Genomic DNA, 20,860 nt, shown 5'->3' with positions numbered 1-20,860 from the left:
CCATTGGTGATTCTTCATGAGCAAGAACAGCTTTGACAGCCTTTAATTTATCCTCTGCACTGACTTTCGATATAGACATTTTACATACTCTCCTTTCAACGAATCCAGGAGGTTTAACTATATGCCAGTCTACTTTATTCATAGCATACCACGCTTGAAGGAGGCATGCTAGGCCGCTGCTGGTCAAGTAAAGTCTGAACTATAGTTATAGTACCCGTATTGATAAACACTGGAGTTCTGACGGTTATGAATGGCCCCTGAGCGGTTCGCTGCTAGCCAAAGTGGTTCGCGGCTCGCTGCGCAGCTTCACCCTGCGGGTTCGCTTTGCAGGCCGCTATCACACGGCTCATATTAACCAATTCTCTGCGGCATATAGCCTTGAGAATTGGAGCTGAGCGCCAAGCGTTGTAGGGGCTGACAGTCCGCAGGACTGCCTGAGGAAGTTTGTTAGGATACAGTTATAAAGAACAAGAAAAATGGCTTGCGAACTCATTTAAGTTCGCAAGCCATTTTTCTTTCGGGGGTAAGTATTATTTTCCCCCCCCATTTTTTATTGCCTCTTTATTTTTTGCTTTCCTTTGCTATGATAGAGTTGTATTACAAAAGAGCCAAAAGCTGGCGCAGGGATTGTTCCATGAAGCCGTCCTTACGGTAGATGAACAGGGTGGGAAGGGTATCAAAGGGCTCGGGCAGGGGCTGCAGGTCCAGGGTGCCGGCGGCCGCAAAGGCACTGACCACGGCTTCGGGGAACAGGCTGATGCCCAGGCCGGCGCTGACGCTGGCCAAGATGGCTCCCAGGGAGGTAAATTCGATAATCTTTTCGGGAAGAAGTTCCCGGGAGGACAGGCAGGCTTCCAGGGTTTTGCGGTAGGAGCAGCCCTGGGGGAACACCAGAAGGGGTTGGCGGAGCAGGGCTTCTGCAGGGGTCCGGCTGCTGCCTTTGGGGGTTACCAGCACCAGCCGTTCGGTCTGCACCAGTTTGGTGCCTAACCCAGGGTGGCGCAGGGGACCGGCAGCAAAGGCTCCGTCCAGGGTATGGTCCAATACGCCCTGGAGGGAAGCGGCGGTGGTGCCGGTCTGGATGCGCAGGGCTACCTGGGAGTTTTCTGCATGATAGCGGGACAGGAGCGGGGGCAGCAGGGTCATGGCGGTGGATTCCATGGAGCCCAGAGTCAGGCTGCCTTTGGCGGTGCCGTCGTCTTTCAGGACGGCTTCGGTTTCGGCGGCCAGGTTCAGGAGTTTTTCTGCATACTGGAGCAGCTGTTCTCCTTTGGGGGTCAGGGTGACGCCGTGGCTGCAGCGATGGAACAGTTCGGTATGGAGTTCTTTTTCCAGCTGGCTGATTTTGGTGGAAAGGTTGGATTGGGCGTAGTTCAGTTTTTGGGCGGCTTTGGACAGGCTGCCTTCAGCTGCGACGGCCCGGAAAAATTTTAGTTCTTGGAGATCCATGGTCTGCCTCCTGTTTTTTGATGTGATATATAAAAATAAGATTACAGGTTATATATTTAATAATATACCACAGCCCTGAATGGGTGTAAACTAGCATTAGCAAAAGGAGAGAAGCATATGAGCAGAGTATTTTGCATTCCGAAAAAGGTGGTTACGGGCCAAGGGGCCTTGGAAGTTCTGGGCAGCGGGCTGGAAAGTTATGGGAAAAAGGCTCTATTGGTTACGGGCAAGCATGCGGTAAAGGACGGTACGGCGGGCCGGGTGGAAAAACTGCTGGAACAGCAGGGTATTGGGCTGGCGCTGTACGACGGGATTTCCGGGGAACCCACGGATACCATGATTCTGGAAGGGCTCCGGGAATACCGGGCTGCGGGCTGTGATTTTCTCATAGGTCTGGGGGGCGGCAGCCCTCTGGATGCCATGAAGGCCATTGGGGTGCTGGCGGTGCACCCTGGGAAGCTGTCGGACTACTTGGGCAAGGAGATTGCCGGGCCGCTGCCGGGAATGGTTGCCATTCCCACCACGGCGGGCACTGGGTCGGAAGCTACCCAGTTTACCATTATTACGGATACGGCAACCCAGGTAAAAATGCTGCTGAAAGGGGCGGCCCTGCTGCCGGACCTGGCCGTGGTAGATTCGGCGCTGTCGCTGTCGGCTCCTGCCAGGGTAACGGCTTCCACGGGCCTGGACGCACTGACCCACAGCATTGAGGCCTATACCTCCAAAAAGGCCCAGCCTCTGACGGACACCCTGGCGCTGTCCGCGGTGAAACGGATTTTTGCCAATCTGCCCACCGCCTATCGGGAGGGGCAGAATGCTGAGGCCCGGGAAGAAATGGCTATGGCGGCCCTGGAAGCGGGCATGGCTTTCAACAATTCTTCGGTGACCCTGGTCCATGGCATGAGCCGGCCCATTGGAGCGCTGTTCCACGTGCCCCATGGGCTTTCCAACGCCATGCTGCTGGGGGTCTGCCTGGAATACGCCCTACCGGGAACGTATGAGCGGTTTGCTGCCTTGGGCCGGGCCGTGGGGGCTGCAGAGGCCTCTTTACCGGACCACGCGGCTGCGGAAGCCTTTTTGGCAGCGGTGCGGGACCTGTGCGAGACCTGCCAGGTGCCCACTTTGGCCGAATACGGCGTTGACCGGGCGGCTTTCTTTGCCCAAATCGACAAGATGGCAGAAGATGCCATGGACAGCGGCAGCCCTGCCAACACCCGGCGGGTACTGAATGCGGGCGTGCTGAAAGAATTGTACAAGAAATTGTGGTAAGGAGGCCTTTATGCTGGAACCCTTGGAACGGCTGAAGCTTGCTATGGCGATTTATAATCAGGGAGATCCCAAACGGCTGCAGCACCTGCTGAAGGTGCACAGCCTGGCCCGGCTTTTGGGGCAGCTGGAGGGGCTGGACGGAGAAACACTGTTTCTCCTGGAAACCACGGCCCTGGTCCACGATATAGGCGCCCGGAAGGCGGAGGCCCTGCATGGGGCGGCGTTCCGGCGATACCACGAAGCCCTGGGGGTACAGGAAGTTCCTTCCGTACTGGAACCCTTGGGGTATACCCGGGAGCAGGTAGAGCGGGTGCAGTTTATAGTGGGGCACCATCACCAGTACGGGGCCATTGACAGTTTGGCTTTCCAGGTGCTGGTGGAGGCGGTTTTTATGGTGAATGCCTACGAAAAGCAGCTGCCGCTGACGGCTGTGGCCAATTTTCGGGATAGGATTTTTCGGACGGCCGAAGGCCGCAAATTGCTGAATACCATGTTTGGTCTAAAGGAGAAATCATGACAACATTTCATACCATCAAAGTGCAGGGCCTAGATATTTTTTATCGGGAGGCTGGAAATCCGGAGAAGCCGGTACTGGTGCTGCTCCACGGCTTCCCCTCGGCCAGCCATATGTTCCGGGACCTGCTGCCCCGGCTGGAACAGGATTTTCATATGTACGCCCCGGATTACCCGGGCTTTGGCCAATCGGCCATTCCTTCCCGCAAGGCTTTTGCCTATACCTTTGACCACCTGACAGAAGTGGTGGAGGGCTTTTTGGAGGCTTTGGGGCTGCATTCTTTCTTTCTGTATGTGTTTGACTATGGGGCGCCCATTGGTTTTCGGATTGCCAGGAAGCATCCGGACTGGATCCGGGGCATCATCAGCCAGAACGGCAACGTGTACGAGGAAGGACTGGGGGCCAAGTGGGCCGCTCGGAAGGCGTATTGGGAGCATCCCACGCCGGAACTCCGGGAGCAGTACAAAAGTGCTTTTGTCCCGGAGACCATTTATGGCCAGTATACCTTTGGCACGGAGCCGGGCAGTGTGTCTCCAGACGGGTATTCCCTGGATATTTTCTACACCCAGCGGCCGGAGTATGCAGAAATCCAGGCAGATTTGCTTTTCGACTACCAAAACAATGTGAAGCTGTACCCGGCCTTTCAGGAGTACCTGCGAAAGGAGCAGCCGCCGCTGCTAGCGGTATGGGGGAAGAACGATCCATCCTTTATCCCCGCTGGGGCGCTGGCTTTCCAGCGGGATCTGCCCCAGGCCGTCATCAAACTGGTGAACAGCGGCCATTTTGCCCTGGAATCCTGCTGTGAGGAAATTGCCCAGGCCATCCGGGAGTTTGCCAAGCCCTTGTGCCAAGGAACAAAATAAAAAAGAACCAAAGGAGTCAGTATGGAAACCATCGATTGCATCAAAACGCGCCGGTCCGTCCGGCAATTCACCGACCAGCCGGTAAGTCATGAGGAGCTGGAACAGATTATCCAATTGGCCGCCTATGCGCCCAGCTGGAAGAACACCCAAACTTCCCGGTTTATTGCGGTGTATGATCGGGCCAAGCTGACCCAGCTGGCGGAAGAATGTATTCTGGGTTTCAAAGGCAACTACAACACCATTTTGCACGCTCCCTGTCTGGTGGTGCTGACCACCGTGGACGGCAGGTCCGGGTACGAACGAGATGGTTCTTTCACCACCTCCAAGGGGACCCATTGGCAGTCCTTTGACGCGGGAATTTCGGCCCAGACCCTGTGCCTGGCCGCTCACCAGCTGGGGCTGGGAACGGTGGTCATGGGCATTTATGATGAGGCCAAGGTGGCCCAGGTGGTGGGGGTGCCGGAAGGCCAGTCCGTTTCGGCGCTGATTGCCCTGGGGCATCCGGCAGCGGTACCGGCCATGCCCAAACGCAAGGAGCTGGATACGCTGCTGTCCTACCGGGAAGGCTGAAACAAAGCAAAACAAAGTAAAACAAAGTCAGCTGGTCACTACTTTTATACGTTTTAGGCATGACTCTGCATAAAGGCAAAGTATTTGTTATAGAACCGGTATAAGCTTATAATATATAGCGATACGATGACAAAAAACGAGGTTAAGCTGTAGGGGGAGGAAATATGTCTAAAAAAGTTCTTGTGATTTCCAGCAGTTTGTGGAAAAACAGCAATTCGGAGGCGTTGGCCCGGGCCTTTGCCAAAGGGGCTGAGGAAGCGGGAAATGAAGTGGAGTTTGTGAGCCTGCAAGGCAAGGAGCTGCAATTTTGCATTGGCTGCCTGTCCTGCCAAAAGACCCAGCAATGCGTGCTCAAGGATGCTGCTCCGGCGATTGTGGCTAAAATGAAGGAGAGCCAGGTGCTTGCCTTTGCATCTCCCATCTATTATTACAGCATTTCCGGGCAGCTGAAGACGCTGCTGGACCGGGCCAACCCGCTGTTTCCTGCGGATTATCAGTTCCGGGATATTTATTTTCTCAGCGCAGCGGCGGAAGAGGATCCTGCCACCCCGCAGGGGGCGGAAACGGCCATCCAGGGCTGGGTGGACTGCTTTGCCAAGGCGCAGCTCCGGGGTACGGTGTTTGCGGGAGGCGTGACCCTGCCTGGAGAGGTAGAGGACCAGCCGGCGCTTGCGGAAGCAGAGGAACTGGGCAGGAACGTGTAACGGCGTTAAGGGAAAAGGCTTGGAAAATGAACGTTCATTTTCCAGGTCTTTTTTGTTGCGTACAAACTTTTCTTTGCTTTACTTTGCTAAAGATTCCCCGGTACTTTGTTCCAACTGGTGCAAAATTTGCAGGGTTTTGCAGGGTTGGGCACTTTCCTCTTTTCGGCAGGGATATTAGATGATATAGTAACAATAACGAATATGGCTGGGGGAAGGGATTTTTATGGAGGAATGTAAACGGTTTACGCTGCCTTCTGGTTTTGTGTTTGATGTGTCTAGGCTTGTGGGGGAAGGCCGCATTGACGCTGAGGAGCTAGAGCAGTTAAAAGAGCGGGTGCAGCAGGCGGCGGAAGGGCTGGCACAGTTGCGGCAAGCGGGTTTGGCCAAGGGGCATTTGTCCAAGGATGGGTCCCCGGAGCCGGTGTACTATGCCTGGCTGCCCTATGTGGCAGAGGGGCACCCCAATACCCCGGAGCTGCTCCGGAAACTGAAGGACTTTGGCCGGGGGGTGCGGCAAAAGTACGATGCGGTGGTTTTTTGCGGGGTAGGGGGCTCCTATCTGGGGGGTAAGGTGCTGTATGATTGTCACGCCAGCGCCTATTGGCCCCGGGAGGAAAAGGGCCGGGAACCGGAAATTTTCTTTAGCGGCAACAACCTGGATGCGGAAGATTTGGAACGGGTCTATGAGCGGCTGGTGCTGGCAGCCCGGCTTTTGCAGGTAACGGAACACCGGGCGTACCGGGTACTGCTGCTGCCCATTTCCAAGTCGGGAACCACCCTGGAGACCACGGCGGCCTTTCTCCATTTCTGGGCTGCGCTGCACCGGGAGGCGCAGCTGTTTCAGGTGGGAGGCGCAGTGGTGACGGACGCCCGGGCAGCAAACGGGCCCCTCAACCGGCTGGCGGCGGAGCACCAGTGGCCGCTTTTTGACGTGCCGGAGGGTGTGGGGGGACGGTTCAGCGTGCTGTCCACCCCGGGGCTTTTGACCGCAGCGGTGCTGGGCATGAATCTGGAGAAATTGCTCCAGGGCGCCCGGGATATGGACCAGTGGTGCCAGAAAAGCACCGTGTGGGATAATCCGGCCCTGTGCAATGCGGTGCTGAAGTATGCGGCGGCCAAAAATCACGGCTGTCCGGTGGAGATTTTCATGCCCTACGTGATGCGGCTGAAGGCCCTGGGGGAATGGTATGTGCAGCTGCTCTCGGAATCCCTGGGAAAACGGCAGAACCGGAACGGGGAGACGGTGTTCTACGGCCGGACGCCGGTGGTGGCCATTGGCACCACGGATATGCACGCCCAGACCCAGCTCCACCAGGACGGGCGCCGGGACAAGGTGGTGCAGTTCCTGTTTGTGGAGAATCGCCAGGACAAGATTGCCCTGCACAATCCTTTCCCGGAAATCCCGGAGTACAATCGGTACGAAGGGCTGGATGTGGGGAAGGCCCTGAAGGCGGCCCTGGAGGCCAACCAGGAGGCCCTGGCCGGGGACAACCGGCCAAGCGGACTGATTTCCCTGCCGCTCCTCAACGAATATTATTTGGGGCAGCTGTTCTACTTCCTGATGCTGAGCATTGGCTACGAAGGGGAGCTGGCCAATGTAGATGCCTATGATCAGCCCGGGGTGGAAGTGTATAAGAAATTGATGCAGGGGAAACTGGTTCCCCCTTTGCAGGCAGCGAAGCCCGAGCCTAGCTGAAATATAGAACAGACGTAGCGCTTTCTAGTATCTAGAAAACGGTACGTCTTTTTGCTTTGCCCAAAACTCTGCTTTCTGCGTCAACAAATCCGGCGGGATTCCTTTTTATCCAGGGGAAAATATGATAAAATCTATGCTGGAATCGTGTAGAAAGGAAGCCTGAACTATGTCACCCATTGCGGAAGATCGAATCATCTACCACTATTGTTCTGTAGATGGATTTATGAATATTATGAAGAACCGAAATCTGTGGCTGACAGAGGCTTCATTTACCAATGACGCCTGGGAGAATCAGATGCTGGATCCGGTGTTTGAACGGGCTTTGGCAGAGCTGGTATGGGACGGAGAAGTGGCCCAGGACCAGATGGCCCAGGCCAGGGACTTGTATTATCACCATTCGGCCTGCTTTATTTTTCTGGGGTGCTTTTCTTCGGAAGGGGATTTGCTGCCCCAATGGCGTTCCTATGCGGACGATGGCCGGGGCTTTGCCATTGGGTTTGCGCCCTCCAAGATGAACTTCGATACCCACAGCGTGCATTTGAATGCGGATTTCCCCAACAAGTATTTTTTGAAGGAAGTCATCTACATGAACGAGGCCCATACGGAACGGTTTATGCCTTTGGCCAAGAACTGGATCCGGATGCGGCTGACCCGGGGAAGACATTTCACCGGGCCGGAAATTCGCCGGGCCATTGCAGATGATGCGGCTTTTTCTTCCCTGCGCTACTACTGCAAAAACGACAGCTTTCAATTTGAGCGGGAACTGCGGGCACTGTGGCTGCCCATTCTCCTGAAAGATGAGAACGGGAACATGGTAAAGCAGAATGAAAAAGCCTATCAGCAGATCCGGTTCCGGGGTGAGCGGGATCAAATCATTTCCTATACGGAGATGCCCTTTGCGGCGGACTGTATCAAACGGATTGTCATCGGGCCGAAAAACGAGATGAAGAATCATCAGGATGTACTGAAGATTTTTCTGGGTGCTTCTGGCTATGACGATAAAAACATTGAAATTGGAGTTTCTATGAGTTCCTATCGCTAGGACTGGAAACTCTGCTGAACCAAAAGGAGAACTCGGATGACGGAAAAAGTAATGAATCTGCCAAGCCCTTCCATTTATGAAGTAATTGAACACAATTTGGACCCCAATCTGAAGCTGCCTCGGGAGTTTTCCCTGCGGGCCCATCGGCGCAGTCCAGGGGAAAAACTGGTGTATGCCGATGGTTTTATGGAGGGCAACCTGACGGGACCGGATCCGGGAGAAGAGACCAGCCAGGAACTGCTGGAGATTTTGGAAAAGCTGCGGGACAAGCAGTTTGGAGAAGCCCTGAAAGCCCTGAATGCCTTCTTTGACGAAGATGAGGAGCTGATGAATCCTTTGGTGGGCATGGTCCACGAGTTCATCGGCCAGCAGGATCAGGCTGTGGTAGGCGACCTGATTTATTTTGCCAAGCATCTGTTAGTGGAAACGGACCGGATTGAGCTGGTGAAGTTTGCTCTTACCCTGCTGGAATACTATCCTTCGGAATACGATATGGAAGTGGGCCGCCAGATTTTGGACCTGGCCCAATGCAATGAATTCACGCTGTTTGCCCTGCGGAATATGGTCCAGTGGGATGATTCCCAGGAAATGATTTTTGAGCTGATTCAGCACGTGTATGGCTGGGGCCGGATTTTTGCCATGGAAGTGCTGGATCCGGAGCCTGCGGAGGTACAGCACTGGATGTTGGAACAGGGCTGGGACAACGATGTGAACCCGGAATATACGGCTCTCATGATTGCCACGGATGTGAAGCTGGATGAGGTGCTGCGCCAGGCCGAGAAAATTTCGGAAGCAGCCTTCCGGGGGGCCAGCGTATTGGTTGAAGGGCTGCTCCAGGATGAGCCCATTCCGGGGATTTCGGAGTGGCCGGATCCCTTGGGGCTGCTGAACCATTATTTGGAACAGGCCCTGGAACGGAAGCTCAGCTGGAAGGAATACCAGACCATTTGGCATGTGGTCCAGTTCGGGGAGCAGCACAAGGACCAGCCGGGCATGACGGGGCTGGTCACCAAGGGCGGCAAGCTTTTGACCACCTTCGCCTGTGCGGAAGTGGTAATCAAGGCCATGGAGCAGGGGGAAGGGTTTGAACTGGCCCGGGCCCTGGAACTGCCCTACCACCCGGCGGCGGAAAAGCTGGTGCGGGAAGACCCGCTGGGGAATGTGGAACTGCTGTCCTATGCGTTAACCACGGACCAGCTGAACAATCAGGAGCTGACGGGGCTGTACGAAAAGGCACTGCCGTTAGAAGCCCTGGCAGCGGGAAGGGTGCAGCCGGGCGGCGACGAATTGGAGCTGGAACTGGCCTATATGCAGCTGGCTATGGTAGTGGGACAGCTGTATGGCTTCCCCGGAGTGGGGGAAGACCTGGTCCATGCGGCGCTGCACTGCGGCAATGCTTTGTGCCAGGAAGTGGCCCAGCAGGTGGAAGAACAGTGGCATGATTTGGGCTGGAGCCACCAGCTGTGTAATTAAAGAAGAACGCGTCAGGGAAAAAATGGAAGCATTTTTCCCTGACGTTTTTATTTGGAAAGAAGGAATTTCTTTCGCTTTTTATTCTTTTTGGCAGGGGATAGCGTTAAAAGAATTGGCCAACTCCTAGTCAACTATGGTAGAATGATTAGAAGTATAATATAACGAATGTTTGTTGCTAAAATACAGGAATGCCGTTTCTCTTAGTGAGTCTCCTGAAAAATATTCCTAAAATCCAGGGGACTGACGAAAGGAGCTAAGGGAAAACGGCTGGTGGGAAAATGCCGGCAAGGAAAAAAACAGGGGCCCTTTTGGGCACTGAACTGGTGATAAAGGAAAGGAGGCGGGTCCATGACGGCAGCTAGGCGCAGAACGGTATTGTGCATTGGAATGCGGGAAACGGTGGCCCTGAACCTTTCCAATTTGTTTCAGAAGGAAAATTGGCAGGTGCTGTTTCTGGGTAAGAACCCGGGAACATATGAAGGGGCACGGACGTATCAGGTGGACGTAATGGAGGAGGGGGCCGCCCAGGTCTTTCAGGTCCAGAAACCCAATCTGCTTTTGGTGAATCTCCGGGCGGCACAGGGACCGGATACGGCTGCCCATCTGGAAAGAATCCTGTCCCTGGCAGAAAAAAGCAAGGTGGACCGGATTCTCCTGATTTCCGGGGCTGAGGTGTTTGCCCCGGGAACCCAAGATGCCACGGAAGAACTGGCACCCAACCCGGCAGAGGAGCATGGACAGCTGCTGGCCCGGCTGGAAGCGCTGGCACTGGCCTGGAAAAAATACAGCAAGCTGAAACTGACGATTTTGCGGGTGCCGGAGGTGTACGGGCCGGGCAAGCGGGCCCAGAGTGGCTTTATCGGAAGCTTTTTCCGGGCGGTGGCAGGCAATACCCTGATGCCCCGGTGTGACCAGGAATATCCCCGGGATTTTTTGGCCACCCAGGATCTGTTTTACGGGATTATCCAGCTGCTCCAGCGGGATTATCAGGGCGACCTGCTGCATTTGGGTACGGGCCAGGGACTGACCTATGACCAGTTTTGCCAATTGGCCGCTACCTTTGTACCGTACCTGCCCAAGGTGGACCCGGACCAGTTCCAGCCCTACGGCCAGGCCCAGCTGAACAGTGACCGGGCAGCCCGGGAAATTGGCTGGCGGGCAAAGCAGCCGTTAAAGACGGGGCTGCAGAGCATTTATGCCAGCTTGCAGGAAGCGCTGCGGCTGGAACAGGAGAACGCAGAAAAACGGCAGCACCATTCCTGGCAGGACCGATTCAACCAGGAGCGGCTGCCCTATGCGGAAAATGTGGCCGGAGCGCTCCTGATGCTGGGGTTCCAGTATCTCCAGGGGGACACGGTAAGCAGCCTGACGGGTTTTGATTTGTGCTATGTATATATTGCCGTGATGGGGCTTCTCTACGGCCAGCGACAGGCGCTGATTGCGGTATTGTTTTCTGTTTTGATTTTTGCCCGGCGGATGTTGGTGCTGGATTCCACCCTGCTGACGCTGCTGTACCTGCCCCAGCATTTGATCCATCTGGTATCCTATGCCTTTGTGGGGATGGTAACGGCATACTTTCGGGAAGAAGAAAACTTTAAGCTGGCGGCGGCCAAGTGGCAGGAAAAGCACGACCAGGAGAAGTATGCCTTTTTACGGAATTTGTTTGAAGAAAATGTCCAGGTAAAGGACCAGCTGTACCGGCAAATCGTCTACTCAGACGACAGTATTGGCCGGCTGTACTATATTTTGCAGAAACTGGATTCGGCGGAACCGGAAAACCTGTACACCCAGACGGCGGTGGTAACGGCGGAGATTTTGAACGTGGAGAATGTGATCATCTACGTGGTGAGCCACAACCGGCAGTATCTGCGCCAAAAGGTGCGGGTGGGGCAGGACACGCTGAAGCAGTCCCGGTCCCTGAAGGTGGCGGATTATCCATATTTGAAGTCCGTACTGGCCGGCAAGAGCCTGTTTGTGAACCGGGAGCTCAGCGCCAATGCTCCAGACCTGGCGGCTCCCATTTTGTATCAGGGGCAGGTTTGGGCAGTAATCCAGGTGTACGACCTGAATTTTGACCAGTGGAGCCTGTACCAGCAGAATCTGCTTTCCATTACGGCCCGGCTGGTGTCGTCTTCTTTGGCCCGGGCCTATGCCTGGGAACTGGAAACCCAAAAAGCTCGGTGCCTGCCAGGAACTCGCATTCTCAAGGAAGCAGAATTTGCCAAAATCCGGGAAGAATACCGGAAGCGCCGGGAGCTCCAGCGGGATTATGCCATCAAGTTGCTGGAGGTGGCGGCGCCCCAGGGCGGGGACTACGAACAGCTGGATACCCTGCTGGAAGGAAAAACCCGGGCCGAGGACTTTATTGGCCTGTGGGAAAACAAAGCCTGGGTACTGCTGCCGGACTGCACCGAGGCTACCCTGAAGCTGGTGCGGGACCGCCTGGAAAAGGCTGGCCTCAGGACGGGAGAAAGCAGGGATATCCTATGACCGGGAGTGAACTGTTTGGGGGCCTTTATGCCCTGACGGCAGTCCTGTACGGGGGCTATCTGCACTGGTCCGGCAAGAACCGGTACCAGAAGCTGGCAGAACTGCTGATTGTTTTGCTGGTGCCCGTGGCCGGCGTGGTGCTGCTTACCCTGGTACAGCTATTTTCCACCTTTTTTGGCATCAACGGGGGCCATACCCTGGAAGACCGGGACCCGGGGACGGACTTTGCCCTGGGGGACCGGGACTACAACGGGAATATGGTGCCGTTAAATGATGTGTATCTGCTGGGTAATTCCCAGCTGAAGCGGCAGCTTTTTACGGATTCTATCAAGCAGGATGTGGTCACCAACCAGGCCATTTTGCGCCGGGCCATTCAGGATGAGGATCGGGAAATTGCCTATTATGCCGTGTCCCTGCTGACGGCCAAAATGGAAAGCCTGGGGGAGAAAATCCACCAACTGGAAGAACAGCTAAAGACGGCAGCTCCCGACAACCATGAACTGATGGACCGGTACGCTGGGTGCCTGAAGCGGTTTTTGTCCAGCGGCTACGGAGATGCAGCTACCCGGGCCCGGCAGCAGGAAGCCTATATCCGGGTACTGGAGGTGCTGGCCCAGAAAATGCCGGAAAAATCCATTTACTACGAAGAAGAAATCAAGGCCCTTTTGGCCCAGCACAGAATGGAGGAGGCGGCAGCGGTGTGCCGGAGCTTCAGGGAAAGTCACCCGGACGACGAGCGGCCCATTTTGATGGAAATCCGCCTGCACCAGGCCAAACGGGAGCCGGAAGCGCTCCAGGCCTGCATCCAGGAACTGAAGGCACTGCCCAAGGCGCTGTCGCCGGAGGCTCTGAAGGTGCTGCGGTACTGGGACCGGGAGGTGCACCATGAATAAGCGGGGAATTTACGCACTGTTTTTTGTGGTGGTCCTTTTGGGGTGCTTTTTCCAATATACCCGGCTGGACGGCTTCCTGCACCTGAACCCGGCGGCCAACAAGTTCCGCCGGATTGAAAATCTGCCGGTGCAGGTGGATTGGAGCCAGGTGGAAAATCTGCCGGTAGAAAACTATATCGTCATTTATGATCCCACCAGTGTCCGGAGTATGTTCTGCCGGCACAATGCAGAACGGACCCTCCAGGCCAAAAAGAAACATTTTGAGAGTGTGGACCTGCGGCAAAGCATGGCCATTCCCCAGGATACCCAGGGGGTTGTGGTAACTACTGGCCGGCTGGGGGCCGTTGCGGCCCTGCCCCAGATCCTGCAATATGTGCAGCAGGGGGGAACGCTGGTGGTGCTCCAGCAGCTGGAACTGGGCGGGGATAAGCCCCTGGCCCCGGAAACCCTGCGGCAGCTGGGCATAACAGGCCTCAAGGGGAACGGAAAGCCCCAAAGCGTGACGGGCCTATCCATGCGCACCAATTTTCTCATTGGGGCCAAGGGTGAAGAAATTGTCACCGGCCGGTCCTACAATACCTATGTACTGCCTGTGGAATTGGGCCCGGAGGCGGTGGTCCATATCACCGACCGGAGCGGCAGCGTGCCCCTGGTGTGGCAGGAACCCCTGGGCCAGGGAGAAATGTATTTCTACAACGGGGTGGAACGGGAGGACAAGTCCAACCGGGGAATCCTGATGGCCATGCTGGCCCACTGCGGTACGGACACCCTATATCCGGTGGTGGGGGTAAAGATTTTCTTTATCGACGATTTCCCGGCACCGGTGCCGGAGGGCTACTATGAAAAAATCTACCAGGAAACGGGACTGTCCACCTCGGACTTTTACCGGAAGGCCTGGTGGCCGTTTATGAAGCAGCTGGCCCAGCGGGAAAAAATCAAGTTTACCGGGGTCATTATTGAAAGCTACAATGACCGGGTGCATCCGCCCTTTGACCCGCAAAACGGCCGGAATGCCCGGGACGCGCTGGTGGTCTATGGCCACGATCTGCTGAACATGGGCGGGGAAATGGGCCTGCACGGGTACAATCACCAGCCTCTGGTGCCTCCGGGCTACCAGGACCATGAGCCGGACTACGTGCCCTGGACCAGCGAAGAAGATATCCAGGCAGCCCTAACGGAGCTGCGCCGGTATGTGTACCAGGCCTATCCGGAATATAGTTTTGAAGTTTACGTGCCGCCTTCCAATATTCTTAGCCCCATGGGCAAGGACGCCCTGAAAAAAGTGTTCCCGGAACTGAAGATTTTTGCGTCCCTGTATGATGGGCCGGCGGACGAGCACGCCTATTACCAGGACTTTCGCCGGGAACGGGGCGGGTATTACGATATTCCCCGGATTTCCTCGGGGTATGTGCCGGACCAGTCCGCCGTCTACGGGGAGATCAGCGCCATCAATGACCTGGGGGTCTTCAACCATTTTATCCATCCGGACGAAATGTTCTACGAGGAAAGTGCCAAGCTGTCCTGGAAACAGATGCACGACAGTCTGGAGGACTTTGTCCGGGAGCTGTCCCAGCGCTATCCCTGGCTGAAGGCGGTAACGGTGTCGGAAAGCCTGCCCTATTTTGACACGTATTACGATTTGGATTACCGGGTGGAGCGGTCTCCTGAAATGCTGGTGCTCCATTGCCGGAACTATATCCGGTCGGCCCGCTTCCTGCTGCGTTCCCAGCGAACCTTGGACCATGTCCAGGGCTGCCGGGTGAACAAGGTGGAGGACGGGGTGTATTTTGTGGAAGTGACGGATCCGGTGGCCCGGATCTACTGGAAAAACTAGAAAGGAGAAGCCATGAGAATTTGCCTTTTGACCGAAGGGTCCTACCCCTATGTGGTAGGGGGCGTTTCTTCCTGGGTGCAGATGCTCATGGAAGGGCTGCCGGAATATGAGTTTGTGGTGTACTCCATTGGGGCGGAAGCCAAGGACCGGGGACACTACAAGTACAAGCTGCCGCAAAACTGCGTGGGTATCCAGGAGGTGTTCCTGGACGAAATCCTGAACCTGAAGGCAGGGACCATGCAGGAACACGCCCTGACAGAAGCCCAGCAGCAGGTGCTGGAGGAACTGGTCAAGGGGGACCAGCCCATCAACCTGGACGGGCTGGTGGATATTTTCCGGAACAAGCACTGGGAAAGTCCGTTGGATATTTTTATGACCGGGGACTTTTTCCAGGTTATCCGGAAAATTTATGCGGAGCGGTACGATTACCTGCCCTTTACGGAATTTTTCTGGACCCTGCGGTCCATGCTGCTGCCCCTTTTCTACCTGCTCCAGCAGGAGCTGCCGGAAGCGGACGTCTACCACAGTGTGGCTACGGGCTACTGCGGCGTGCTGGGGGGCATTGGGGCGGCGGTGTACCACAAGCCTTTTATGATTACCGAGCACGGCATCTATTCCCGGGAGCGGGAAGCGGAAATCATCAAAAGCGACTGGGCCAAGACGGATTTCAAGTCCGTGTGGATCCGGTATTTCTACAACCTGGCCAAGCTGGCCTACGAAAAGGCGGACCATGTGTTCACCCTGTTTGAGCATAACGGGCAGATTGAAAAGGAACTGGGCTGTGACCCTAAGAAAATTGCCATTGTGCCCAACGGCATCCATATGGAGCGGTTTGCGCCCATTCCGGAACTGACGGACCACGGGGGCACCATCAATGTGGGGGCAGTAGTGCGGGTGGTGCCCATTAAGGATATCCTGACCCTGCTGCGGGCATTTTTCCTGGTGCACCAGGATATGCCGGACACCCATTTGTACGTGATGGGAAATATGGAAGAAGACCCGGAATATGCCCAGCTGTGCCTGAACACAGCGGAGCTGCTGGGGATTACGGAAGCGGTGACCTTTACCGGGTCCATCCAGGTAACGGAATACCTGCCCAAAATGGATATTCTGGTGCTGTCCAGCATCAGCGAGGGGCAGCCGCTGTCGGTACTGGAAGGCTTTGCCGCCCATCGGCTCTTTGTGACCACGGATGTGGGCTGCTGCCGGGAACTAATCTACGGGGACAGCCAGGATACCCTGGGGGATGCAGGGATTGTGGTGCCGCCTTTGGATTTTGAGGCTATGGCCCGGGAAATTCTCCGGCTGGCCCGGAACTTCCCCCTGCGGCACCAAATGGCCCAGGCCGGGTACGAAAGAACCCTCCGGGGCTATACCTACGAGCATTTTATTGATTCATATCGCCGGATTTACCGGGAGGAAGGAGAGCTGGGAGCATCATGGCAGGCGTTGGCTTCGAATTAAAAAAACTGTTCAAGGCCCGGACCGCTACCGGGAAGCTGAAGGCGTATTCTGCCTCTTTGGTGATTACCACAGGGCCGTTTATCCTGCTGGCGGGGATGATGCTGACCATCCAGGGGCTGTTTGCCAAGGCCCAGGTGCCCCAGTCCGAATCCCTGCTGTTTATCGGTACTACGGTGTACGCCTTTGTGTTTTCCCAGATTCTGTCCAGTGGGTTTGTGACGGCGCAGACCCGGTATCTGGCGGATTGTCTTAGTGAAAAGCGGTACGGGGACATTACGGCGTCCCTGTTTGGTATCAACGCCCTGCTTTTGGGACTGGGGGCCCTTGCGGCCTTTTTGTTCTATTTGCCCAGTCCCCTTCCCTGGGTGGACAAGGTGCTGGGATACCTGTTTTTCAGTGAGATGCTGCTGATTTGGAGCCAGGGGGTGTACCTGACGGCGGTGCGCCAGTTTAAGGGGCTGGTGCTGGGCTATCTGGCAGGGGCAGTGGCAGGGGTATTGGTCACCGGGGTTTTGCTAACCGGCGGAGAGCTGCCGGCTGCCCGCTGCGGCGTGGCTGGAGTGGATGTGGGCATGGGCATGATTGTGCTGACCTTCTACCTGGCTTTGTACGATTATTTTGGACCGCCCCGGCAGGGCCGGGTGTTCTGGTTTCTCTCCATTTTGGACCAGCATTGGAAGGTGTTCCTGGAGGCCATGGCTTATTCCCTGGGGCTGTTTCTCCCCAACCTGATGATTTGGCAGGGTTCCTGGGGCACGGTGGTGGGAGGAACCTACCGGTTTGCCCCGGTGTACGACATCATTACCTGCTATGCCTTTTTGTCCATTCTGCCCCTTAGAACCATGTTTGTGGTATCTGCAGAAACGGAATTTTACGACCGGTACGCCATTTATTTTGATGCCATTATCCATAAGGGCAATTATCGGGATATTGAGGATGGCCGGCAGACCCTGCTGTTTACCATGTGGTTTGAACTGCGCAAGCTCATGGGCTTCCAGTTCCTGTTTACCCTGCTGGCTTTGGCCGGGGGAACCTATGTGCTGACTCTGGCCAACGTGGATTTTGAGGCAGCCAATTTGTATGATATTCTTCTGATGGCGGCGTATTTTACCGGGGTTACGGAAGTCATCAGCATCCTGTTCCTGTACTTTGATGCCCAGGAGCAGGCCCTGCGGTTGATGGGGCTGTACTTTCTGGGTACCCTGGTACTGGGGCTGGGGGGCATTGCCCTGTTTGGGGAGAGCAGCTACGGCTTTACCTTCTTCCTGTCCAGCGGCCTTGCCCTGTTCTACGGGCTGCACAGCCTGGACCATTTTGCGGACCGGCTGAATTATTATATTTTCTGCGGCCAGCCCATGTTTTACCGGCCCAGGGTTTCGTTTATGACCCATTTGCGGGATAAACTCTATGGGGTGAAGGAATCCCAGAAAGGAGGGTCCTTGTGAACCAGCAAACGAAGCGGAAAGCAGCGGGCCTTCTGGCGGTGATTACGGGGCTTGGAACCTGGGGCGTGCCGGCCCTGGGGTTTGCGGCCTCCCGGGATGTGCTCCACGATGTCCGGTCCCAACTGGACAGCCTGCGCCAATCCCGGGAGGAAATCCGGTATTATCACCAGGCCCAGGCCGATGTGAAACGGGCTCGGGTGGATTTGGAACAGGCCAGGGCAGGTCTTGCTGAGGCCCAGAAAGGCCGCCGGGAAGCGGCAGTGAACCTGGGACAGGTGCTGGCCAATTTGAACGCGGTGAAAAAAGCCCTGGCAGAAACGGAAGCCGCCCTGCAAAAGGCCCAGGCAGAAAGTGCCAAGCGGACCGGGATGCCAAGGAGGCGGCTGCCAAGGAACGGGAAGCGGCCTACGAGGCCAAGGAAAAGGCCGTGGAGAACCGGGATACGGAGGCCCTCCGGGCGGAGGACGCCCAAAAAGAAGCTTTGGTAAAGCAGGCGCTGACTGCCGTAAATTATGAACAGAACCGGCTGTTGGACGCAGAAGATATGGTGAACGATGCCCTGGACAAGCTGAACGGGCAGGAGGATGCGGCGGAGCAGGAAGCCCAGGCAGAACTGGACCGCTTGGCCCAGCAGATGGATGCGGCCAGCGAGGCTTTGGATGCAGCGGACCAGAGACTGGATGCGCTCCAGCAGCAGCTGGACGCTTTGACGGATGCCCGGGAGCAGGCGGAAGACGCCGAGCGGGATGCCCGGGAACAGGTCCGGGACTACCAGCAGCAGGCCGTGGAACTGACGGTGGAAAAGCAGCAGGCGGAAAAAGACGAGGCAGAAGCCCAGGCCTACGATTCCGAAGCGGCCAAATGGCTGGACGACGCGGAGAACTGGGCCCGCAGCGCCCTGAAGGAGCGGCAGCGGGCGGACTACGCCCTGGCCCATTTTGGGGAAGGGGCGGGCTGGCAGACCGGCGTGGAATTTGACAGCTGGAAGGGCCGGGAATCCGGGCATCAGCTGTTTATTCCCTTGAATTTTTACCAGGCAGGACGGATTAGCGGCCACCGGGTGGATATTGGCCTTTCTACGGGCTATGTGCAATCGGATACCCATAAGAGCCACGGCAGCGTGTCGGGCTGGGCGGATACCCAGCTGAGTGCCGAACTGCGCAATGACCACAAGCAAAACAGCGTCCGCTACCAGCTGCTGTTTAATCTGCCTACGGGGCAGAGTGCCATCTACCAAAATGCCGTGGTGGGAAATGATTTGGCCCGGATGACGGATTTTGGTGCAGGGTTCCAGGTGACCCCGGGCCTTGAACTGATCCACCACTTTACGGAGCGGGACAGTCTGGCGGCCAGCGTCCAGTACACGCTCCGCCGGAGCTACGACTATTCCAAGGAAGTGCCGGGGGCCCAGGTGGACCCGGGGAATGCTTTCCAGCAGGAGGTCAGCTACCTCCATGCAGGGCCCAAAACCCAATACCGTTTGGGGGTGGTCCACAGCCATGCGGAGAGCTCCTACCAGGACACCATTTTCAGTGAGCTGCGGGAAGTGGAAGTGCCCAGGACGCTGCATAACGGTAAGGGCGGCCCCCAGGGCGGCGAAGGGGGCACCCAAACTGTAACCCGGGAATTCTGGGGCCGGGACAGCCGGCTGCACTACCGGGAAGGGGACGATTGGGAGCTGAGCTGGTTCTACAATGACCAAATTACAAAGCGGGACGAACTGTCCCTGTACGGCATTTGGAACCTGGTCAGTGCCGGCTGGGGCTACCGGAATCAGGCGGTACACCGGCTCAGTGCCGGGGCCGGTTGGCTGCACCATATGAATGAGCGGCAGGAATGGCATATCCTGGCGGGGTATAAAGATGTGACGTCCAACTGGGATCCGCTGCGGCTGGAACTCAACAGCGGTGCCTATAAATACTATTCCCTGCTGCTGGGCTTTAGCTGGCAGCTGGGCGCCAAAAATCGTCTAAGTCTGGACGGGGAACGGTTCCGTCGGAAGGATGACCGTGGCGGTTCCTATCGGGGCTGGAAGGTGCTGTGCACCCTGAACCAGTCCTTCTAAAAGGAGAAGGTATGCGTAAGAAAATTTTAGGCTGGCTGCTGGGAGGTCTCCTGACCTTCACAGCGGGCTGCGGGGAAGCAGCGGTGGCGCCGGAAGCGGCAAACCCGGTGAATCCCCAAACGGAAATGATCCAGCTGGCGGGAGAACTGGGGCAGTATGCCAAGGCAAAGCGGCCCGGCTTCCAGCTGGTGGGCAACGGGGCGGCGGGCCTTTTGGAGGTAACGCCGGACAACCCCAAGGAAAATGTGGACAAGCTGGTCCAAGCTTTGGACGGCTTTCTCACGGAATCCGTATTTTATACAGAAAGTGACCAGGGACCCCAGCCCCAGGAGAAGTCCATGCTGGAATTCCTAAAAGGGGTATTCGCCCTGCCCCAGAAGGCGGGGAAGGCGGTGTGGACCCTGGATTATATACCGGACCCGGAGCTGCAGGAAAAGGATGAGGCCCTGGGGCACAAAAACGGCTATGTAAGCATGGCCGTAGGGGATAGAAATCTGGCCCAGCTGCCCCAGGGACAGGTGCCCCGGGTAAGCAGCCGGGACATCCGCAGGGTGCAGGACGCAGAGAATTTTCTGTTCCTGCTGAATCCGGAAAATTTTGCGACTCGGCTGGACTATTTGACTGCCCTGCAAAAGACGCCCTACGACGCAGTGGTGGTGGATTTGTATTACGGGGATAAACCGCTGACTCCGGCAGAAACGGCCATGCTCCAGGACAAGCCCCAGGGCGGGCGGCGGCTGGTGTTGTGCTATCTGAGCGTAGGGGAGGCGGCGGACTACCGGCCCTACTGGCAGCCTGACTGGAAGACCAAGCCTCCGGACTGGGTGGGCAAACCCAACCCGGACTGGCCGGGAAGCTACCGGGTGAAGTACTGGCGGCCGGAGTGGAAGCACCTGCTGTACGGCAGCGACGGGGCCTATTTGGACCAGATTCTGAACGCTGGCTTTGACGGGGTGTTTTTGGATGTAATGGATGCATGGCAAACCTATAAATAGAATCACGAAACGTTGGCAAAGGGTACGCTTGCTATAGACAACGGGGATTTTCGTCTTTAAGGGGAGTGCGGCCGAGCAGGGAAGGAATTCCCTT

At 56.4% G+C, this 20,860-nt stretch carries 18 protein-coding genes; 17 read left to right on the top strand and 1 reads right to left on the bottom strand.

Annotated features, from left to right (window positions below; genetic code table 11):
- Nucleotides 1-597 precede the first annotated feature (597 nt).
- The gene (locus DW089_RS07975; protein ID WP_118287053.1) at nt 598-1,449 is read right to left on the bottom strand and encodes a LysR family transcriptional regulator; all 852 of its coding nucleotides are present in this window, start codon (nt 1,447-1,449) and stop codon (nt 598-600) included.
- A 117-nt stretch (nt 1,450-1,566) separates the two neighbouring features.
- Here DW089_RS07975 and DW089_RS07970 point away from each other — a divergent pair, with 117 nt between their 5' ends.
- From DW089_RS07970 to DW089_RS07895, 17 genes are all read left to right on the top strand, one after another.
- Nucleotides 1,567-2,718, top strand: coding sequence for an iron-containing alcohol dehydrogenase (locus DW089_RS07970; protein ID WP_118287052.1), 1,152 nt, complete (start codon nt 1,567-1,569; stop codon nt 2,716-2,718).
- A gap of 10 nt (nt 2,719-2,728) precedes the next feature.
- The gene (locus DW089_RS07965) at nt 2,729-3,235 is read left to right on the top strand and encodes an HD domain-containing protein (RefSeq protein WP_118287051.1); all 507 of its coding nucleotides are present in this window, start codon (nt 2,729-2,731) and stop codon (nt 3,233-3,235) included.
- Nucleotides 3,232-4,095 (top strand): alpha/beta fold hydrolase, encoded by an 864-nt coding sequence (locus DW089_RS07960; protein WP_118287050.1) that lies wholly within the window; start codon nt 3,232-3,234, stop codon nt 4,093-4,095. The genes DW089_RS07965 and DW089_RS07960 overlap by 4 nt, the downstream gene beginning before the upstream one ends.
- Before the next feature lie 21 nt (nt 4,096-4,116).
- Nucleotides 4,117-4,665: a nitroreductase family protein gene (locus DW089_RS07955; protein ID WP_118287049.1), complete on the top strand. Its 549-nt coding sequence runs from the start codon at nt 4,117-4,119 to the stop codon at nt 4,663-4,665.
- 164 nt (nt 4,666-4,829) lie between these two features.
- Nucleotides 4,830-5,369, top strand: coding sequence for a flavodoxin family protein (locus tag DW089_RS07950; RefSeq protein ID WP_118287048.1), 540 nt, complete (start codon nt 4,830-4,832; stop codon nt 5,367-5,369).
- 223 nt (nt 5,370-5,592) lie between these two features.
- Nucleotides 5,593-7,065, top strand: a complete 1,473-nt coding sequence (locus DW089_RS07945) for a glucose-6-phosphate isomerase (protein ID WP_118287047.1) — start codon at nt 5,593-5,595, stop codon at nt 7,063-7,065.
- A 166-nt stretch (nt 7,066-7,231) separates the two neighbouring features.
- Nucleotides 7,232-8,107 (top strand): DUF2971 domain-containing protein, encoded by an 876-nt coding sequence (locus tag DW089_RS07940; RefSeq protein WP_118287046.1) that lies wholly within the window; start codon nt 7,232-7,234, stop codon nt 8,105-8,107.
- Nucleotides 8,108-8,143: 36 nt separating this feature from the next.
- Nucleotides 8,144-9,580: a hypothetical protein gene (locus DW089_RS07935; RefSeq protein WP_118287045.1), complete on the top strand. Its 1,437-nt coding sequence runs from the start codon at nt 8,144-8,146 to the stop codon at nt 9,578-9,580.
- The gene (locus DW089_RS11485) at nt 9,546-9,707 is read left to right on the top strand and encodes a hypothetical protein (RefSeq protein WP_160101811.1); all 162 of its coding nucleotides are present in this window, start codon (nt 9,546-9,548) and stop codon (nt 9,705-9,707) included. The genes DW089_RS07935 and DW089_RS11485 overlap by 35 nt, the downstream gene beginning before the upstream one ends.
- Nucleotides 9,708-9,928: 221 nt before the next feature.
- Nucleotides 9,929-12,070 (top strand): NAD-dependent epimerase/dehydratase family protein, encoded by a 2,142-nt coding sequence (locus DW089_RS07930; protein ID WP_118287044.1) that lies wholly within the window; start codon nt 9,929-9,931, stop codon nt 12,068-12,070.
- Nucleotides 12,067-12,963 carry a hypothetical protein gene (locus tag DW089_RS07925; RefSeq protein ID WP_118287043.1) on the top strand — a complete coding sequence of 299 codons (897 nt, stop codon included), beginning with the start codon at nt 12,067-12,069 and terminating at the stop codon, nt 12,961-12,963. Before DW089_RS07930 ends, DW089_RS07925 begins: the two co-directional genes overlap by 4 nt.
- Nucleotides 12,956-14,797 (top strand): DUF2194 domain-containing protein, encoded by a 1,842-nt coding sequence (locus tag DW089_RS07920; protein ID WP_118287042.1) that lies wholly within the window; start codon nt 12,956-12,958, stop codon nt 14,795-14,797. The genes DW089_RS07925 and DW089_RS07920 overlap by 8 nt, the downstream gene beginning before the upstream one ends.
- A gap of 12 nt (nt 14,798-14,809) precedes the next feature.
- Nucleotides 14,810-16,261: a GT4 family glycosyltransferase PelF gene (gene pelF / locus DW089_RS07915; RefSeq protein WP_118287041.1), complete on the top strand. Its 1,452-nt coding sequence runs from the start codon at nt 14,810-14,812 to the stop codon at nt 16,259-16,261.
- The gene (gene pelG / locus DW089_RS07910; protein WP_118287040.1) at nt 16,237-17,706 is read left to right on the top strand and encodes an exopolysaccharide Pel transporter PelG; all 1,470 of its coding nucleotides are present in this window, start codon (nt 16,237-16,239) and stop codon (nt 17,704-17,706) included. The genes pelF and pelG overlap by 25 nt, the downstream gene beginning before the upstream one ends.
- Nucleotides 17,703-18,194 carry a hypothetical protein gene (locus DW089_RS07905; protein ID WP_118287039.1) on the top strand — a complete coding sequence of 164 codons (492 nt, stop codon included), beginning with the start codon at nt 17,703-17,705 and terminating at the stop codon, nt 18,192-18,194. The genes pelG and DW089_RS07905 overlap by 4 nt, the downstream gene beginning before the upstream one ends.
- A complete protein-coding gene (locus tag DW089_RS07900) occupies nt 18,134-19,771 on the top strand; it encodes a hypothetical protein (protein ID WP_118287038.1) in 1,638 nt (545 codons plus the stop codon). The genes DW089_RS07905 and DW089_RS07900 overlap by 61 nt, the downstream gene beginning before the upstream one ends.
- Nucleotides 19,772-19,782: 11 nt before the next feature.
- Complete coding sequence (locus DW089_RS07895; RefSeq protein WP_105326003.1) at nt 19,783-20,766, top strand: endo alpha-1,4 polygalactosaminidase; 984 nt, start codon at nt 19,783-19,785, stop codon at nt 20,764-20,766.
- The last annotated feature ends 94 nt before the right edge of the window (nt 20,767-20,860 follow it).

This window comes from Acidaminococcus sp. AM05-11 (assembly GCF_003472805.1).
In the GTDB taxonomy this organism is placed as follows: domain Bacteria; phylum Bacillota; class Negativicutes; order Acidaminococcales; family Acidaminococcaceae; genus Acidaminococcus; species Acidaminococcus hominis.
The sequence above is the reverse complement of the archived record's forward strand: the minus strand, read 5'-3'. Positions and strand labels throughout refer to the sequence as shown.

Bases quoted from the DNA above. Each gene is read 5' to 3' on its own strand.
- DW089_RS07975 (WP_118287053.1), bottom strand. From the start codon at position 1,449: ATGGATCTCCAAGAACTAAAATTTTTCCGGGCCGTCGCAGCTGAAGGC.
- DW089_RS07970 (WP_118287052.1), top strand. From the start codon at position 1,567: ATGAGCAGAGTATTTTGCATTCCGAAAAAGGTGGTTACGGGCCAAGGG.
- DW089_RS07965 (WP_118287051.1), top strand. From the start codon at position 2,729: ATGCTGGAACCCTTGGAACGGCTGAAGCTTGCTATGGCGATTTATAAT.
- DW089_RS07960 (WP_118287050.1), top strand. From the start codon at position 3,232: ATGACAACATTTCATACCATCAAAGTGCAGGGCCTAGATATTTTTTAT.
- DW089_RS07955 (WP_118287049.1), top strand. From the start codon at position 4,117: ATGGAAACCATCGATTGCATCAAAACGCGCCGGTCCGTCCGGCAATTC.
- DW089_RS07950 (WP_118287048.1), top strand. From the start codon at position 4,830: ATGTCTAAAAAAGTTCTTGTGATTTCCAGCAGTTTGTGGAAAAACAGC.
- DW089_RS07945 (WP_118287047.1), top strand. From the start codon at position 5,593: ATGGAGGAATGTAAACGGTTTACGCTGCCTTCTGGTTTTGTGTTTGAT.
- DW089_RS07940 (WP_118287046.1), top strand. From the start codon at position 7,232: ATGTCACCCATTGCGGAAGATCGAATCATCTACCACTATTGTTCTGTA.
- DW089_RS07935 (WP_118287045.1), top strand. From the start codon at position 8,144: ATGACGGAAAAAGTAATGAATCTGCCAAGCCCTTCCATTTATGAAGTA.
- DW089_RS11485 (WP_160101811.1), top strand. From the start codon at position 9,546: ATGATTTGGGCTGGAGCCACCAGCTGTGTAATTAAAGAAGAACGCGTC.
- DW089_RS07930 (WP_118287044.1), top strand. From the start codon at position 9,929: ATGACGGCAGCTAGGCGCAGAACGGTATTGTGCATTGGAATGCGGGAA.
- DW089_RS07925 (WP_118287043.1), top strand. From the start codon at position 12,067: ATGACCGGGAGTGAACTGTTTGGGGGCCTTTATGCCCTGACGGCAGTC.
- DW089_RS07920 (WP_118287042.1), top strand. From the start codon at position 12,956: ATGAATAAGCGGGGAATTTACGCACTGTTTTTTGTGGTGGTCCTTTTG.
- pelF (WP_118287041.1), top strand. From the start codon at position 14,810: ATGAGAATTTGCCTTTTGACCGAAGGGTCCTACCCCTATGTGGTAGGG.
- pelG (WP_118287040.1), top strand. From the start codon at position 16,237: ATGGCAGGCGTTGGCTTCGAATTAAAAAAACTGTTCAAGGCCCGGACC.
- DW089_RS07895 (WP_105326003.1), top strand. From the start codon at position 19,783: ATGCGTAAGAAAATTTTAGGCTGGCTGCTGGGAGGTCTCCTGACCTTC.